Annotated in this window: 15 protein-coding genes; 13 read left to right on the forward strand and 2 right to left on the reverse strand. The window is 71.0% G+C overall.

The genetic code is table 11. The features are described from left to right. Positions 1–9 precede the first annotated feature (9 nt). From ABZ823_RS00270 to ABZ823_RS00280, 3 genes are all read left to right on the forward strand, one after another. The gene (locus ABZ823_RS00270) at positions 10–714 is read left to right on the forward strand and encodes a hypothetical protein (protein ID WP_361652022.1); all 705 of its coding nucleotides are present in this window, start codon (positions 10–12) and stop codon (positions 712–714) included. After that, positions 698–1,153, forward strand: a complete 456-nt coding sequence (locus ABZ823_RS00275; RefSeq protein WP_361652024.1) for a hypothetical protein — start codon at positions 698–700, stop codon at positions 1,151–1,153. Before ABZ823_RS00270 ends, ABZ823_RS00275 begins: the two co-directional genes overlap by 17 nt. 188 nt (positions 1,154–1,341) lie before the next feature. Beyond that, positions 1,342–2,328 (forward strand): PHB depolymerase family esterase, encoded by a 987-nt coding sequence (locus tag ABZ823_RS00280; protein WP_361652026.1) that lies wholly within the window; start codon positions 1,342–1,344, stop codon positions 2,326–2,328. A gap of 12 nt (positions 2,329–2,340) precedes the next feature. Here the strand turns inward: ABZ823_RS00280 and ABZ823_RS00285 are convergent, their stop codons facing one another. Then, the gene (locus ABZ823_RS00285; protein WP_361652028.1) at positions 2,341–2,790 is read right to left on the reverse strand and encodes an ATP-binding protein; all 450 of its coding nucleotides are present in this window, start codon (positions 2,788–2,790) and stop codon (positions 2,341–2,343) included. A gap of 132 nt (positions 2,791–2,922) precedes the next feature. Here ABZ823_RS00285 and ABZ823_RS00290 point away from each other — a divergent pair, with 132 nt between their 5' ends. Beyond that, positions 2,923–3,747: a helix-turn-helix transcriptional regulator gene (locus tag ABZ823_RS00290; RefSeq protein ID WP_361652030.1), complete on the forward strand. Its 825-nt coding sequence runs from the start codon at positions 2,923–2,925 to the stop codon at positions 3,745–3,747. Then, positions 3,744–3,956, forward strand: a complete 213-nt coding sequence (locus ABZ823_RS00295) for a DUF397 domain-containing protein (RefSeq protein ID WP_361652032.1) — start codon at positions 3,744–3,746, stop codon at positions 3,954–3,956. Before ABZ823_RS00290 ends, ABZ823_RS00295 begins: the two co-directional genes overlap by 4 nt. Before the next feature lie 49 nt (positions 3,957–4,005). Here the strand turns inward: ABZ823_RS00295 and ABZ823_RS00300 are convergent, their stop codons facing one another. After that, positions 4,006–5,244, reverse strand: a complete 1,239-nt coding sequence (locus ABZ823_RS00300) for an MFS transporter (RefSeq protein WP_361652034.1) — start codon at positions 5,242–5,244, stop codon at positions 4,006–4,008. Positions 5,245–5,327: 83 nt separating this feature from the next. On the opposite strand from ABZ823_RS00300, the gene ABZ823_RS00305 reads away from it, so the two are divergent. The 8 genes from ABZ823_RS00305 to ABZ823_RS00340 all read left to right on the forward strand — a co-directional run bounded on the left by ABZ823_RS00305 (position 5,328) and on the right by ABZ823_RS00340 (position 14,527). Continuing rightward, the gene (locus tag ABZ823_RS00305) at positions 5,328–6,308 is read left to right on the forward strand and encodes a LysR family transcriptional regulator (RefSeq protein ID WP_361652036.1); all 981 of its coding nucleotides are present in this window, start codon (positions 5,328–5,330) and stop codon (positions 6,306–6,308) included. A gap of 309 nt (positions 6,309–6,617) precedes the next feature. Continuing rightward, on the forward strand, positions 6,618–8,000 hold the full coding sequence (locus ABZ823_RS00310; protein WP_361652038.1) for a nitrate/nitrite transporter: 1,383 nt from the start codon (positions 6,618–6,620) through the stop codon (positions 7,998–8,000). A 136-nt stretch (positions 8,001–8,136) separates the two neighbouring features. Next, a complete protein-coding gene (locus ABZ823_RS00315) occupies positions 8,137–9,288 on the forward strand; it encodes a uroporphyrinogen-III synthase (RefSeq protein WP_361652040.1) in 1,152 nt (383 codons plus the stop codon). Between the two features lie 349 nt (positions 9,289–9,637). After that, a complete protein-coding gene (locus ABZ823_RS00320) occupies positions 9,638–10,225 on the forward strand; it encodes a CGNR zinc finger domain-containing protein (protein ID WP_361652042.1) in 588 nt (195 codons plus the stop codon). A gap of 146 nt (positions 10,226–10,371) precedes the next feature. Continuing rightward, positions 10,372–10,581 carry a hypothetical protein gene (locus ABZ823_RS00325; RefSeq protein WP_361652044.1) on the forward strand — a complete coding sequence of 70 codons (210 nt, stop codon included), beginning with the start codon at positions 10,372–10,374 and terminating at the stop codon, positions 10,579–10,581. 127 nt (positions 10,582–10,708) lie between these two features. Then, entirely contained in the window at positions 10,709–11,245 is a 537-nt protein-coding gene (locus tag ABZ823_RS00330; RefSeq protein ID WP_361652046.1) for a sigma-70 family RNA polymerase sigma factor, read from the forward strand. After that, positions 11,242–12,066: a zf-HC2 domain-containing protein gene (locus ABZ823_RS00335; RefSeq protein WP_361652048.1), complete on the forward strand. Its 825-nt coding sequence runs from the start codon at positions 11,242–11,244 to the stop codon at positions 12,064–12,066. Before ABZ823_RS00330 ends, ABZ823_RS00335 begins: the two co-directional genes overlap by 4 nt. Before the next feature lie 151 nt (positions 12,067–12,217). Continuing rightward, complete coding sequence (locus tag ABZ823_RS00340; RefSeq protein ID WP_361652050.1) at positions 12,218–14,527, forward strand: UvrD-helicase domain-containing protein; 2,310 nt, start codon at positions 12,218–12,220, stop codon at positions 14,525–14,527. The last annotated feature ends 155 nt before the right edge of the window (positions 14,528–14,682 follow it).

Here is a 14,682-nt window from a genome sequence, read left to right on the forward strand (position 1 = left end):
GCATCCCCGATGACACAACAGGGCGAAGACAGCGACGGTGAGGAATTCCAGGAGTTCATCTTGGACATCGGGCTGAGCTGGATGGCATCGAAGTCCCAGTACCCGGTGTGGCTGTCCGAGGAGGACTATGACCGGTTCGTTCCCAAAAGTGGGCCGGTTGATGTGCAGCTCGCTATTGCGGACCGGAACATCACCGCGTCCGACCGCACGCCCGTACTGCAGCTCGGCGAAGACGCGCGGAGGCTGCTGGCCTCTTCGCTGTCGCACGAGGTGATCCGTACCGTGTGGCTGGGCGCCTCGAAGGCGTATTTCGATCCCGCAGAGCACGGCATGACGGGACGGGACTGGATGCGTCGGATCGAAGAGACGTGGCTCAAGAGCGTCCGTCGGGCGGATCCGGAGTTCGTTCCTTCCCCACCGCGTCCGGTGACCGACGCCGCCCTGCGGAGGGGGGTTCTGGAACAGATCAGCTCCGTCGCGGATGCCCTGAACCAGGCTGCCTTGGAGGGCTCTGTCCCAGGCGTCGTGCCCGCGTTGGAGCAGGTTGTCGGTAAGGCGTGCGCGGACCTCGGTTACCGGCTGTTCCTGCGTACAGTGAAGGCTTACTCCGTGGAGATCAGTGAGGAACGCTGCGAGGCGTTCAACGCTCTTGGTGAACGCTTCGGTTACCCGGAGTTCCTCGTCGACGACAACCTCAATGTCAGAAACGACTGAGCCATCGGGCACGCTCCGTCAAGGGGTGTGCTGGGGCCGTGACCGCCTCCACTGGGAGCGCGACAGCCATGGCGCTCCGCCGCATCCGGTGGACATCACGGTCGAAGGCGAGTTCAAGTACGGTCCGCTGCGCTTCGAAGGATTCGGTGACTTCTTCCCCGACGATCCCGACGCCGCACTGGCTCTGTCCGACGGCCTCGTCGCCGATCTGTACGCATGGGCGGAGGGCATCGACACCACGCTGAACCTGGAGGTGCGGGACGGCGAGGACGGCAAGTACGACGCCGAGTGGGATCGGCTGTTCCACGAGGGGATGGAGCTGGCGAAACGTGTCGCGCACGAGTTGGGGCCGTCCCGGACGGTGACTTACAAGGGTCTGGCCAATGGAGGTCTGGGCGCGCTGACGTCCATCACCTGGCGAGGCGACCGGCAGTTGTAGCCGCGGGCTGTATGCGGCCGGTGGAGCGAAGGGAGGACTGGACTCCCTACCTCGCTCCACCCGCCGCGCGGCGCCGGCCTACGGAGGCACAGGCGTCGGATGCTCGTATCCCGCCCCATGGTCGGCGCGCTTGTTGTGGGGCGGCGCCCCATATCGGAGGTGCGAGGCCGCTTCTACCGTGCCTCCGCATGACACACACCAGAGCCGTATCCCGAAACCGTGTCGCCGTCCTCGTGACGCTCCTGGCCGCCCTTCTCGCCGCCTTCCTCACCCCCGGCCGAGCCGCTGCCGCCTCCCTCCAGGAGGTGACCGGTTTCGGCACCAACCCCGGGGCGCTGCGCATGTTCCGCTATCTCCCGGCCGGGCTCCCCGCCGGGCGGCCCGTGGTCGTCGCGTTGCACGGGTGCACCCAGGACGCCGCCGGGTACGGCACCGGCAGCGGATGGACCCAGCTCGCCGATCGCTGGGGCTTCTCCGTCGTGCTGCCGCAGCAGCAGAGTGCCAACAACCTCTCCAACTGCTTCGACTGGTTCCAGAGCGGTGACATCGAGCGCGGCCAGGGCGAGGCCGCCAGCATCGCGCAGATGGTCGACCGCCAGCTCGCCGATGTCTCGGGTGACCCTGGGCGCGTGTACGTCACCGGGCTGTCGGCCGGGGGAGGGATGACTGCCGTGATGATGGCGACCTACCCCGAGAAGTTCGCCGCGGGCGGGGTCGTCGCCGGGCTGCCCTACGGCTGCGCGCAGGCCGCCGGATCGCCGTACGTGTGCATGTACGTCGGCGCCACCCAGACCCCGAGACAGTGGGGCGACCGGGTGCGGGCGGCCCGCCCCGGGTACTCCGGGCCCTGGCCCGAACTCACCGTCTTCCAGGGCACGGCCGACTACACCGTCAAGCCCGTCAACATGACCGACCTGATGAGGCAGTGGACCGATGTGCACGGGACCGATCAGACAGCGGATGTGAGCGACACCGTCGCCGGGTATCCCCACCAGGTCTTCAAGGATGCGGGTGGGAACCCCGTCGTGGAGACGTACTCCCTCACCGGCATGGGACACGGCCAGCCCGTCGACCCCGGCAGCGGGACCGAGCAGTGCGGGACGGCCGGTGCCTACTTCCTCGACGTGAACCTGTGCGCCGCGTACCGGCTCGGGCGGGCCTGGGGACTCGGCTGAGTCGGTAACGGACTACTGGGCGGTGATCCGCAGCTCGAACCAGACCGTCTTGCCGATGCCGGCGGGACGAGGTTCCGCGCCCCACTTCTCCGCCAGCGCCGCCACCAGGGTCAGGCCCCGGCCGGACTCGTCGTCCGGCCCCGCCTGGCGGGGCGTGGGCAGCGTGTCGTTCGCGTCCGTCACCGAGACGCGGAGGCGGTCGGCCTCCAGGACACAGCGGGCCCGGATCTCGCGGCCGGGGGAGACCCTGGCGTGGCGGTAGGCGTTCGTCATCAGCTCGCTGAGCAGGAGCACCGCCGTTTCCGTCACCTCGTCGGGGAGTTTCCAGGATGCGGCCTGATCACGGAGGAGGGTGCGGGCCCGGGCCACGCTGCGGGCGTGGCGGAGGAGGCGCCACTCGATGTCCTTCGGGAGCGCGGAGGGGGAGGGGCGGGAAGCGGGGCTCGCGGGAGGCGTCGGCATGCGTGCAGGGTTCCTTGCGTGTGATTCTCCGTCGTTTGCCGTGATCAGGCTGGTGGCTGCTGCCTAGCCTCGGGAGTGGCGGACCGGGTACGCGGCGTGGCTGTACCCGGCGTGGCAGCGGGAGGCGGGTGGGTGCGCGTGGCTTCGGGGGAGTCCCAGCAGGCGCAGCAGAACTGGCGGTACTGCGGTGGTCAGGTCAAGTTGTGGCGGGAGGAGGCGGGCGTCAGCCGTCAGGCACTGGCCGACGAGGCCGGCTACGACTACGAGTACGTCAAGTCGATGGAGTGCGGGAGGCGACGCCCGACGCTGAGGCTGTTACAGGTGGCGGATCAGATGTGCGGGGCGCGGGGCAAGTTGACGGCCGCGCACGAGTTCTTGAAGCCGGAGCCGTTTCCGCAGCGTACGCAGCAGTACGTGCTGGTGGAGGCTGAGGCGATCACCGTGCAGTGGTACGAGCCGTTGCTGATCCCCGGTCTGTTGCAGACTCCGGAGTACGCGCGAGCGTTGATCAGCAGCAACTGTCCTCCCCTGGACGAGGAGACGGTCGAGGAGCGGGTGGCCGCGCGACTGAGACGGCAGGAGAAGCTGACGAACAAGCCTCCGACGCACTTCAGCTTTGTGGTCCATGAGGCGTCGCTTCGCTCGGTGGTCGGCAGTCAGGACGTGATGCGCAGGCAGTGTGATCACCTGTTGGAAGTGGGCAAGCAGCGACACCTCTCGGTCCAGGTCCTCCCCTTCGCAACTGCTCCGACGGCGGCGCTCAGCGGTCCGATGGTGCTGGTGGAAACCGCCGATCACGAGCGGTACGCCTTTGTGGACGGGCAGTCGACAGGAGCCCTGTACTCGGACGGCGGCAAGCTGAGTACGTTGACGCAGCGCTATGGCATGATCCGGATGCAGGCGCTTAGCGTTGAGGAGTCGGCCCGGTTCATCAGGAAGGTGGCGGGGGAGCTGTGAGCGACGAACTGTCATGGTTCAAGTCCAGCTATAGCGACTCCGAAGGGAGTGCCTGCCTCGAAGTCGCCCACAGCACAAACGAGTTCAGCCACAGCATCCGCCGCACCGTCCACGTCCGCGACTCCAAGCTCGGGGCTCGCAGCCCCCGTTTCACCGTCCCCCCGGACGCCTGGAGCGCGTTCCTCGCGTACGCCTCCCTCGGCGCCTGAGTCCCCTGCTCAACCCGCCCACGTGCCCGCTCCCCGTGCTGCGGGCGCATCAACGGAGAGAGCGCGCAGCGGTGGATATGCCTGCCGCCCACCGGCGCCCCGCGGCGATCAGCAGGGCCAGGCCCGCCATGGCGGCCGGCACAGTGAAACCGGCCGTCGGCGACAGGTGCTCCGCCGCCCAGCCGCCCGTGGCTGAGCCGCAGGCCACACCTCCCAGCAGGGCGGTGACCGCGAGGGTCATGCCTTCGTTCAGACGGCCCCTCGGCGTGCGCCGCTGGACCAGGGACATCGCGGTGACCATCGTGGGCGCGGTGGCCATGCCCGCGAGGAGCAGGGCGGGGGCGAGGGCGGCGAGTGAGTCGGTGATGCGGGCCGCGAGCAGGGGCCCCGACATGAGGGCGGCCATGACCGCCAGGCACCACAGGTAGCGGCGCTCGGGAGGCCCCGCGGGCCGCAGCGTGCCGTAGAGCAGACCGGCCACGCACGATCCGGCGGCCTGGAGCGAGAGGACCGGACCGGCGAGCGCCTTGTGGCCCTGGGCGTCCGCGAACGCGATGGTGACGACCTCCATTGATCCGAACACCGCGCCGGTGGCGAGCAGACCTAGGAGGAGCGGCGGCATGCCCGGGCTGCGGAAAGGGGCCTGGGCCGGGAGGTCCCGGCTCGGCGGCGGCTCCGTGGCGTGCTGCGCCGTGAACACCAGCATGCCCGTGAGCAGCAGGATCCCGCCGATCAGGGTGCCTGCCTCCGGGAAGAGCCGGGTGCAGAGGAAGGCGGCGAGGACCGGGCCGAGCATGAAGCACAGTTCGTCCGCGGCCTGTTCGAAGGAGTTCGCGGTGTGCAGGGCGTCCGGGTCGCTCCGGAAGAGGTGGGCCCAGCGGGCGCGGGACAGGCCGCCGATGTTGGGGGTCGTGGCGGTGGTGGCGTAGGCGGCGAACAGGGTCCAGTCAGGGGCGTCGTAGTGCACGCACAGAAGCAGGGCCAGACCGCCGAGGAGGGCGAACGCCGTCGCCGGGACGGCGATCCGCGCCTGGCCGTGGCGGTCGATCAGCCGTGCGACCCAGGGGGCGGCCACGGCCGTCGCCACGAGGCCGGTGGCGGTGACGGCACCGGCGAGCGCGTAGGAGCCCCGCGAACCGGCGATCATGATGACCGCGCTCAGGCTGAACATGCCGATGGGCAGACGGGCGATGAGGTTCCCGATGGTGAACGCGCGGGTGCCGGGGTGGGTGAAGAGGCGGCGGTACGGGTTGCGGGACACGGCGGTGCCGGGGGCGGTGTGCGGCATGGAGCAACCGTCGCCCGCCCCCTGACCTGCGGTCCAACACTTACTCGGTGGTGATTGACGCATCTGGGTTGTAAGTTCTGCGGATGCCCGCCGCCTCCGTCGACCCCCGCCTGCTCCGCGCCTTCCTGGCCGTCGCCGAGGAACTGCACTTCACGCGCGCCGCGACCCGCCTGTACGTCGCCCAGCAGGCGCTCAGCCGCGACATCCGCCGACTGGAACGCGAGCTGGGCGCGGAGCTGTTCGTCCGTACGACCCGGCAGGTCTCCCTGACACCGGACGGCGCGCGCCTGTTGCCGTACGCGCGCCGGGTACTGGAAGCGCAGAGCGATCTGCTCGCCGCGTTCGGGCGGGGCGGCGAGACGGACCGGCCGTTGCTGGTGGACGTCAACAGCCCGGGTCTGATCGGCTGCCGCGTCCTCGACCGCGCCCGTGAGCTGGTCCCGGACGTCGAACTGATGACGCGCTACGAGAGCGGCCTGACCGGGGCCGCCACGGAGATCCTCGCCGGGCGGCTCGACGCGTCGTTCGGGCGGTTCGCCGGGCTGGACCCGGCGGTCCGGGCGCGGCTCGAACAGCAGCCCGTGCGGTACGAGCGGATGGCGATCATCCTGCCCGAGGGCCACCGTCTGGCGCCCGTGGCCGAGGTGCCGCTGTCCGAACTGGCCGGAGAGACCGTGTACGCGGGCGCCGGGAACCCGCGCACGCCGGAGTGGACCGACCTCGCGCGCCGCCTCTTCGAGGGCCGGGGCATCGGCATCGCGCCGCCCGCGCCGCTGGCGGTCGGAACGGAGGAGTTCCAGCGGATCATGGCGAAGAAGGGTCACCCGATCCTGGCGGTGACGGACTTCCCGCCCATGCCGCGCACGGTCCTGCGGCCGTTGGTCGACCCGGTGCCGCTGTCGCCCGTGTCGCTGGTGTGGCGCAAGGGAGCGGTCCACCCCGGGATCGATGCGCTGCGACGGGCGGCGGCCGAGACGGGTGCCGCCGAGGGGTGGCTGCGGCGGCCCGCCGGGGGATGGCTCCCGGCCGCCGACGCGGAAGTCATGCGTCCGCCTGCGCTTTGACGTCCCCCGGTCGTTGACGTCCGCCGGTCTTCGACGCCCGCCGACCCGCCCTGGGGCGCACCCTCGGTGGCCGGCTTGAGCAGCCCTCTCACGTGCATCCCTCAATCGCCCCCGGTCGCCCGCCGGTCGCCCGCCGGTCGCCCCCCGGCCGCCCCATGGGCGTCCCCCGGTCGTCCCCCCTCACCGCGCCCCTCCCCACCCCGTGAGAGCAACGTTCCCTCGCGGTCACTCCGGGGCACAGCGCGGAAACGCGTCCTTCCTACCTTCGGGACTCACGACACCCGGGCACCGGAGAACCGTGGAGGCGTCATGACAGCCCCGAGCACAGCCCCCGCACCGAACAGGGGAGGCCGCTGGATCGAGCACTGGGATCCGGAGGACGAGACCTTCTGGCACGCGACCGGGCAGCGAGTCGCCCGGCGCAACCTCGTCTTCTCCGTCCTGTCCGAGCACATCGGATTCTCGGTCTGGACCCTGTGGTCCGTGCTCGTCCTGTTCATGGGCCCCGAGTACGGGCTCACCCCCGCCGACAAGTTCCTGCTCACTTCGGTGGTCACGCTCGTCGGGGCGGTCGTCCGCGTGCCCTACACCTTCGCCGTCGCCGCCTTCGGCGGGCGGAACTGGACGATCATCTCCGCCTGCCTTCTGCTCGTCCCCACGATCGCCGCCTTCGTCGTCATGGAACCCGGCACGTCCTTCTCCACCTTCCTGTGGACCGGACTGCTGGCCGGTGTCGGAGGCGGCAACTTCGCCTCCTCCATGACCAACATCAACGCCTTCTTCCCGATGCGGAAGAAGGGGTGGGCACTAGGGCTAAACGCCGGCGGCGGCAACATCGGCGTGCCCGTCATCCAGCTGGTGGCCCTCGCCATCATCGGGGCGAACGGCGGGCCTCGCGTGCTGCTCGGCATCTACATTCCGCTCATCGTCGTCGCCGCCGTCCTGGCCGCCCTCTTCATGGACAACATCGCGTCCGTGCGCAACGACACCGGCGCCGCGAAGGACGCCGCCAGGGACCCCCACACCTGGATCATGGCCCTGCTCTACATCGGCACCTTCGGCTCCTTCATCGGTTACAGCTTCGCCTTCGGGCAGGTGCTGCAGAACCAGTTCGGGCGGACCCCGCTCCAGGCGGCCTGCCTCACCTTCATCGGCCCGCTCCTCGGCTCCCTCATCCGTCCCGTCGGCGGCCGGCTCGCCGACCGCTACGGCGGCGCGAGGATCACCCTCTGGAACTTCGTCGCCATGGCCGCCGCGGCGGCGGTCCTGATCCTGGCCGCCATGCAGAAGTCGCTGCCGCTGTTCGTCAGCGTCTTCGTGGTGCTGTTCGTGCTCAGCGGCCTCGGCAACGGGTCGACGTACAAGATGATCCCGGGGATCTTCCAGGCCAAGGCCCTTGCCAAGGGGCTTGGAGGCGAGGAGGCCGCGGCGTACGGGCGGCGGCTGTCCGGTGCCTCCATGGGCCTCATCGGCGCCGTGGGCGCGCTCGGAGGCGTCGCCATCAACCTCGCCTTCCGGCAGTCCTTCCTCTCCTACGGTTCCGGCACGGGCGCCTTCGTCGCCTTCCTCGCCTTCTACGGTGTGGCCTTCGCGGTCACCTGGGCCGTATACCTTCGCCGTCCGGCCGGTGAAGCCCAGGCCAAAACCGCTCCTTCGGAGGCGAAGCCCCAGCTCGGCTATGCGGAGGTCTGACGTAACACCGGCGACATGAAGCGGAACCGAGCCTGTCACGAGCCCTTGACAGGCTCGACCGGCATCCAGGTACGGCGGCATCCAGGTACGGCGCGTACGAACGGTACGCCGACTCGAATGCGGAACGAGAGCAGCGATGTACGACGAACAGCAGCGACCAGAACACGGCCCGCTCGCGGGATTCACCGTAGGCGTGACGGCCGCGCGACGGGCGGAGGAGCTGGGCGCCCTGCTCCAGCGCCGCGGCGCGGCCGTGCTGTACGCGCCCGCCCTGCGCATCGTGCCGCTCGCCGACGACGGTGAACTGCTCGCGACCACCAAGGAGTTGATCGACCAGGCGCCGGACGTGGTGGTCGCCACCACCGCGATCGGCTTCCGCGGCTGGATCGAGGCCGCGGACGGCTGGGGCCTCGGCGAGAACCTGGTCACCCGGCTGCGCGGGGTGCGGCTGCTCGCGCGCGGGCCCAAGGTGAAGGGTGCGATAAGGGCCGCCGGCCTGACCGAGGAGTGGTCGCCCACCTCCGAGTCCATGGCCGAGGTGCTCGACCGGCTCCTGGAGGAGGGCGTCGACGGCCGCCGTGTCGTCGTCCAGCTGCACGGCGAGCCGCTGCCCGGCTTCGTGGAGGCGCTGCGCGCGGCGGGCGCCGAGGTCGTGGGGGTGCCCGTGTACCGGTGGATGCCGCCGCAGGACCTCGCGTCCCTGGACCGGCTGCTGGACGCGACCGTCACCCGTGGCCTGGACGCGCTCACCTTCACCAGCGCGCCCGCCGCCGCGTCCGTGCTCTCGCGCGCCGAGGAGCGGGGGCTGCTGCCCGCACTGCTCGCCGCGATCGACCACGACGTGCTGCCCGCCTGCGTCGGACCCGTCACCGCGCTGCCGCTCCAGGCCCGCGGCGTCGACACGGTCCAGCCCGAACGCTTCCGGCTCGGCCCGCTCGTGCAGTTGCTCTGCCGGGAACTGCCCGCCCGGGCCCGTACGTTGCCCGTCGCCGGCCACCGGGTGGAGATACGCGGGCACGCGGTGATGGTGGACGGAACACTGCGGCCCGTACCGCCCGCCGGGATGTCCCTGCTGCGCGCGCTGTCCCGGCGGCCCGGCTGGGTGGTCGGCCGGGCCGAGTTGCTGCGGGCGCTGCCGGGCGCCGGGCGCGACGAGCACGCGGTGGAGACGGCGATGGCCCGCCTGCGCACGGCCCTGGGCTCGCCCAAGTTGATCCAGACGGTGGTCAAGCGCGGCTACCGCCTCGCACTCGACCCGGCGGCGGACTCCAAGTACGCCGACGCCTGAGCGCCCGCCGATGCTGAGCGCCCGCCGATGCGTGAGCCGCCCCGCCGCGCGCCCCGCCCGACCTGATGCGGATCCTGCGCAACACGGTCCAGCGGTTGCGCGGCTGAGGCGGGCCGGGGCACGGACGGCAGACGGACCCGTACGACGCTACGGCGACCCGGGTTCGTCCGCACGAGCGGCCGTTCACACGGGGCGGGGCTGTACGGGACCTTCCCGAGGCGGGTGCGCGCGGGCACTGTAGGGGGTACGAACGAGGGTACGAAACCTGGGCGCCGCTGTCCGGACACGTCCCTCGGCGGACCTCACCGGCCGTCGCGCGCGGCGGCAACTCCAAGGCGGTGACAGGCACATGGCATCGGGCACGGCCACGGCCCCGTACGAGCTGCGGTTCGACACCAGGCGGATCTGTCTGGACCTGCTGGCGACGACGCATCCCGAGGAACGGCTCGATTCGGTGGACCGGTTGCGGGCCTGGATCGCCGGTGCCGGGCTGGTGCCCTCGGGCACACCGCTCGCGGAGGTGGACGGGGGATGGCTGAGGGCCTTCCGGGAACTGCGCCTCCATCTAGGCACATTGGTGAGCGGCGAACTGGACGGGTGGCCCGCGGACGGGGCCTTGGCGCGGGTGAACGCGGTGGCGCGGCAGGCCCCGCCCGTGCCGTGCGCGGTCCGCGCGGAGGACGGTGTACTGGTACGGCGGCTGCGCGCGCTGCCGCACTGCGAGGAACTGCTCGCCGCGGTCGCCCGCGAGGCGATCGAGCTGCTGACGGACCCCCGGGCGCGGGCGAGCCTGCGACGCTGCGCGGGCGACAACTGCCCCCTCGTCTACCTGGACACCTCTCGCGGTCGGCGCCGCCGCTGGTGCTCCAGCGAGACCTGCGGCAACCGGGAGCGAGTGGCCCGCCACCGCCGCCGGGCCGCACTCGCACGGACTTAGGACGGACTCGGGGTGGACTTGGGACCGACTTGGCGGGTGCCGAGGAAGCCGGCGCCGAAAGCGAGTCCTCGGAGGTAAGAAGTAAACGGGGAGGTTCGTAGAACTCGTGGAAAACGGGCGAGTCGTCGCAACGTCGGCTGAAAGTGATGGTTGAACCCGCGAATTTCGACGATTTCTCCACCAGGGTCAAGCCAAATTTTCACACGGCGATCAAGCGCCGCCCGGAAGTGAAGCTCCCGCCCGCTGTGACCTGGGTCTCTCCGGCGCGGCGGCCGTATGTCCCCTTGGGTCAGAAATGGGTGCCCAGTAACGGGGCTTCCCACACCTTCTCCAAGAAATTCGTGCTGTCACTTTGAACACGGCGGCCCCTGTCTACGTACCCGGATGCGAGCGACCGACTGGGGGAACCCCCAGACACCGGAGGTAGGCGTGCGCAAGGATTCCGCCGTGGCTGATGAACGAAGGCCAAGGGCCCGACATCGCATGACCCCGTCCTCGGCGTCTTCTTCGACCGAGCCGGACGAGGAGCTGATGCGTGCCCTGTACCGGGAACACGCGGGACCCCTGCTCGCCTACGTGCTGCGCCTGGTCGCGGGCGACCGGCAGCGTGCCGAGGACGTCGTGCAGGAGACGCTCATCCGTGCCTGGAAGAACGCCGGCCAGCTCAATCGAGCGACCGGTTCGGTACGCCCCTGGCTGGTGACGGTCGCCCGGCGCATCGTCATCGACGGCCACCGCAGCCGGCAGGCCCGGCCGCAGGAGGTCGACCCGTCGCCGCTGGAGGTCATCCCCGCGGAGGACGAGATCGACAAGGCGTTGTGGCTGATGACACTGTCGGACGCGCTGGACGACCTGACCCCGGCGCACAGGGAAGTTCTGGTCGAAACGTACTTCAAAGGGCGTACGGTCAATGAGGCGGCCGAAACGCTCGGCATCCCCAGCGGAACGGTGCGCTCCAGGGTCTTCTACGCCCTGCGGTCCATGAAGCTGGCACTGGAGGAGCGGGGGGTGACGGCATGAGCAACCTGTACGGGGGCTTCGGCACTGGCGGCCCCGGGGCTGTAAGAGGTCCTCAGGGCCCGCAGGGGCAGGGCGACATCCACGAGACCGTCGGCGCCTACGCCCTCGGAATACTGGACGACGCCGAGGCCACGGCCTTCGAAGCCCACCTCGCCACCTGCGACTGGTGCGCCCAGCAACTGGACGACCTCGCGGGCATGGAGCCGATGCTGGCCGCACTCGCGGACCTGCCCGGCAGCCAGGGCAGCCCGGCCATCGGCGAGTCCCTGTCCGCGAAGCCCAGTCCACGGCTGGTGGAGCGGCTGGTCGACGAGGTGTCCGAGCGCCGCGCCCAGAAGCGCCGCCGAGGCTTCTACCTCGTGGCGGCCGCGGCCGCGCTGATCATCGGCGGCCCGCTCACCGTGATGGCGGTGAACGGCGGCGGCGACAGCGGCACCGTCCAGGACCCGATGGCCATGGGCCCCGCCCAGCAGGCCTTCGAGGTCATGAAGGACAAGCACTCCGCGACCGACCCGAACACCAAGGTCAACGCCGTGGTCGCGGTCGAGACCAGGGACTGGGGCACCCACGCCGTTCTCCAGCTGAAGAACGTCAAGGGCCCGCTCAAGTGCTCCCTGATCGCCGTCGGCAAGAACGGCGAGCGCGAGACGGTCACCTCCTGGTCCGTCCCCGACTGGGGCTACGGCATCACGAACGCCAAGAGCGAGGAGGCGAAGAAGCCGCTGTACGTACACGGTGGCGCCGCCTTCACACCGAACCAGATCGACCACTTCGAGGTCATGACCTTCGGCGGAAAGCGGCTGGTGGAGGTGAACGCGTAGGCGTTCGCGCCCCCGCCTGAGCATCTCCCGCGGCGTACGAAGAGGCACGCCGCGGGCCGACGTGCGCAAGGGGGCCGTCGCAGGTCCGTAGCCTGCAGGGCCCCCCTTCGCGTACGGTGGACGGCTGCCCAGCACGTCAGAAGGGGGCCCGGTGGCCGCTCAGGTTCAACAGGAAACGGCGCTCGGCCCGGTCGGCAAGTCCGCGCACGACTCGCTCCGCGACCGGGAGATCAGCGTCGAACAGGAACACCTGGACCGGGTGTACCAGCGCCTCGAGGAGAAGATCCACGAGGCGGAGTTCCTGATGAACGACGCCGCCAAGCGCGGCCAGGTCGGTACGCCCGGCGCGCTGGCCGAGCGGGACGCCCAGGTCTTCCGGGCGGGCGTCCACCTCAACCGGCTCAACAACGAGTTCGAGGACTTCCTCTTCGGACGGATCGACCTGCTGCCCGGCAAGGACGGCAAGAGGGGGCCGGACGGCGCGTACACGGCCGTCGAGCCCGCCGAGGGCGCGGTGCGCCCCGACAACACCGCGGACATCGCCGAGACCCTGCACATCGGCCGTATCGGCGTCCTCGACCAGGACTACGCGCCCCTGGTCATCGACTGGCGGGCGCCTGCCGCGGCCCCCTTCTACCGCTCGACCCCGGTCGACCCGGGACGGGTCGTGCGCCGCCGGGTGATCCGCTCCAAGGGCCGCCGGGTGCTCGGCGTCGAGGACGACCTGATGCGCCCCGAGCTGAAGGCCAAGCTCGACGGCCATGAGCTGCCGGTGATCGGCGACGGCGCCCTGATGGCGGCCCTCGGCAGGGCCCGCACCCACACCATGCGGGACATCGTGGCGTCCATCCAGGCCGAACAGGACCTGGTCATCCGTGCCCCCGCCGCCTCCGTGACCTACGTCGAGGGCGGCCCCGGCACCGGCAAGACGGCCGTCGCCCTGCACCGGGCCGCGTACCTGCTCTACCAGGACAGGCGCAGGTACGCGGGCGGCATCCTGATCGTGTCGCCCACCCCGCTGCTGGTCGCGTACACCGAGGGCGTGCTGCCCTCGCTCGGCGAGGAGGGCCAGGTCGCCATCCGCGCCATCGGCTCGCTCGTCGACGGCGCCGAGGCCACGCTGTACGACTCCCCGTCCGTGGCCCGCGCCAAGGGTTCGTACCGCATGCTCAAGGTGCTCAGGAAGGCCGCCCGCGGGGCCCTTGAACGCAGCGGCGCGCCCACCCGGCTGCGGGTCGTCGCCTTCGGCCGCCGCCTCGAACTGGAGGCGGCGGAGCTGGAGCGCATCCGGCGCAACGCCCTCAGCGGCACCGCCCCGGTGAACCTGCTGCGGCCGCGGGCCCGCAAGCTGCTGCTGGACGCCCTGTGGGCCCGGTCCGGCGCCGCGACCAGGCACGCCGACCCCGAGCTGGCCGCCGAGCTGCGCTCCTCGTTCGACGAGGACGTCTCCTCTGAGGACTCCTTCCTCGCGTTCCTGGACGCCTGGTGGCCCGAGCTGACCCCGAGGGCCGTGCTGGAGTCGATGGCCGACGAGAGGCGGCTGGGCCGCTGGGCCCGGCGCATCCTCAACCCCGGCGAGGTGCGCAAGGTCGCGCGCTCCCTGAAGCGGCAGGGGCTGTCCGTGCACGACGTGGCGATGCTGGACGAGCTGGAGGCCATCCTCGGGCTGCCGGCCCGCCCGAGGAAGAAGCGCGAGCTCGACCCGCTGGACCAGCTGACCGGGCTGGAGGAGCTGATGCCCGTACGCGAGGAGTCGCAGCGCGAGCGCGCCGAGCGGCTCGCGGCGGAGCGGACCGAGTACGCGCATGTGATCGTCGACGAGGCGCAGGACCTCACGCCGATGCAGTGGCGGATGGTCGGGCGGCGTGGCCGGCACGCCACCTGGACCGTGGTCGGTGACCCGGCCCAGTCGTCCTGGTCCGACCCGGACGAGGCGGCCGAGGCCCGGGACGAGGCCCTGGGCACCCGGCCCCGCCGCCGCTTCACGCTCACGGTCAACTACCGCAATCCGGCGGAGATCGCCGAGTTGGCCTCGAAGGTGCTCGCGCTGGCGATGCCGGGCTCGAAGGCGCCTTCGGCGGTCCGCTCCACGGGTGTCGAACCGCGCTTCGCCGCCGGCCGGGAGTCCCTGGCGGGGACCGTCCGCGCGGAGGCGGCACGGCTGCTCGGCCGCGTCGACGGCACGGTCGGCGTGGTCGTCGCCATGAACCGGCGCGAGGAGGCGGCCCGCTGGCTGGACGGGCTCGGCGACCGGGTCGTGGCGCTCGGCAGCCTGGAGGCCAAGGGCCTGGAGTACGACGCGACGGTCGTCGTCTCGCCCGCGGAGATCGCCGACGAGAGCCCCGCGGGCCTGCGGGTGCTGTACGTGGCCCTGACCCGGGCGACCCAGCAGCTGACGGTGATCTCGGGCGAACGGGACGACCCGAACGCGGCCGGGGTACCGGACCTGCTCCGCGACTGACCTGGGGGCCGGCGGGGGCGCTGCCGGGGGCCGCTCGGGTCGCGTCCGGGGCGCGGTCGGCTCTACGAAAGATGAACTCTCGGTGCGGGAATGGCCTTACGGGATCCGTTTGTTAGCCTTGGTGTGGCACCGGCCCGATCCAAGCCCCCGGGCCC

Source organism: Streptomyces sp. NPDC047079, assembly GCF_040643755.1.
Taxonomy (GTDB): domain Bacteria; phylum Actinomycetota; class Actinomycetes; order Streptomycetales; family Streptomycetaceae; genus Streptomyces.

What these genes read in the sequence shown, in the direction of transcription:
- ABZ823_RS00305 (WP_361652036.1), top strand. Translation starts at nt 5,328, where the DNA reads ATGCCCGCCGCCTCCGTCGACCCCCGCCTGCTCCGCGCCTTCCTGGCC.
- ABZ823_RS00335 (WP_361652048.1), top strand. Translation starts at nt 11,242, where the DNA reads ATGAGCAACCTGTACGGGGGCTTCGGCACTGGCGGCCCCGGGGCTGTA.
- ABZ823_RS00330 (WP_361652046.1), top strand. Translation starts at nt 10,709, where the DNA reads ATGACCCCGTCCTCGGCGTCTTCTTCGACCGAGCCGGACGAGGAGCTG.
- ABZ823_RS00325 (WP_361652044.1), top strand. Translation starts at nt 10,372, where the DNA reads ATGGTTGAACCCGCGAATTTCGACGATTTCTCCACCAGGGTCAAGCCA.
- ABZ823_RS00270 (WP_361652022.1), top strand. Translation starts at nt 10, where the DNA reads ATGACACAACAGGGCGAAGACAGCGACGGTGAGGAATTCCAGGAGTTC.
- ABZ823_RS00285 (WP_361652028.1), bottom strand. Translation starts at nt 2,790, where the DNA reads ATGCCGACGCCTCCCGCGAGCCCCGCTTCCCGCCCCTCCCCCTCCGCG.
- ABZ823_RS00300 (WP_361652034.1), bottom strand. Translation starts at nt 5,244, where the DNA reads ATGCCGCACACCGCCCCCGGCACCGCCGTGTCCCGCAACCCGTACCGC.
- ABZ823_RS00280 (WP_361652026.1), top strand. Translation starts at nt 1,342, where the DNA reads ATGACACACACCAGAGCCGTATCCCGAAACCGTGTCGCCGTCCTCGTG.
- ABZ823_RS00310 (WP_361652038.1), top strand. Translation starts at nt 6,618, where the DNA reads ATGACAGCCCCGAGCACAGCCCCCGCACCGAACAGGGGAGGCCGCTGG.
- ABZ823_RS00275 (WP_361652024.1), top strand. Translation starts at nt 698, where the DNA reads ATGTCAGAAACGACTGAGCCATCGGGCACGCTCCGTCAAGGGGTGTGC.
- ABZ823_RS00315 (WP_361652040.1), top strand. Translation starts at nt 8,137, where the DNA reads ATGTACGACGAACAGCAGCGACCAGAACACGGCCCGCTCGCGGGATTC.
- ABZ823_RS00320 (WP_361652042.1), top strand. Translation starts at nt 9,638, where the DNA reads ATGGCATCGGGCACGGCCACGGCCCCGTACGAGCTGCGGTTCGACACC.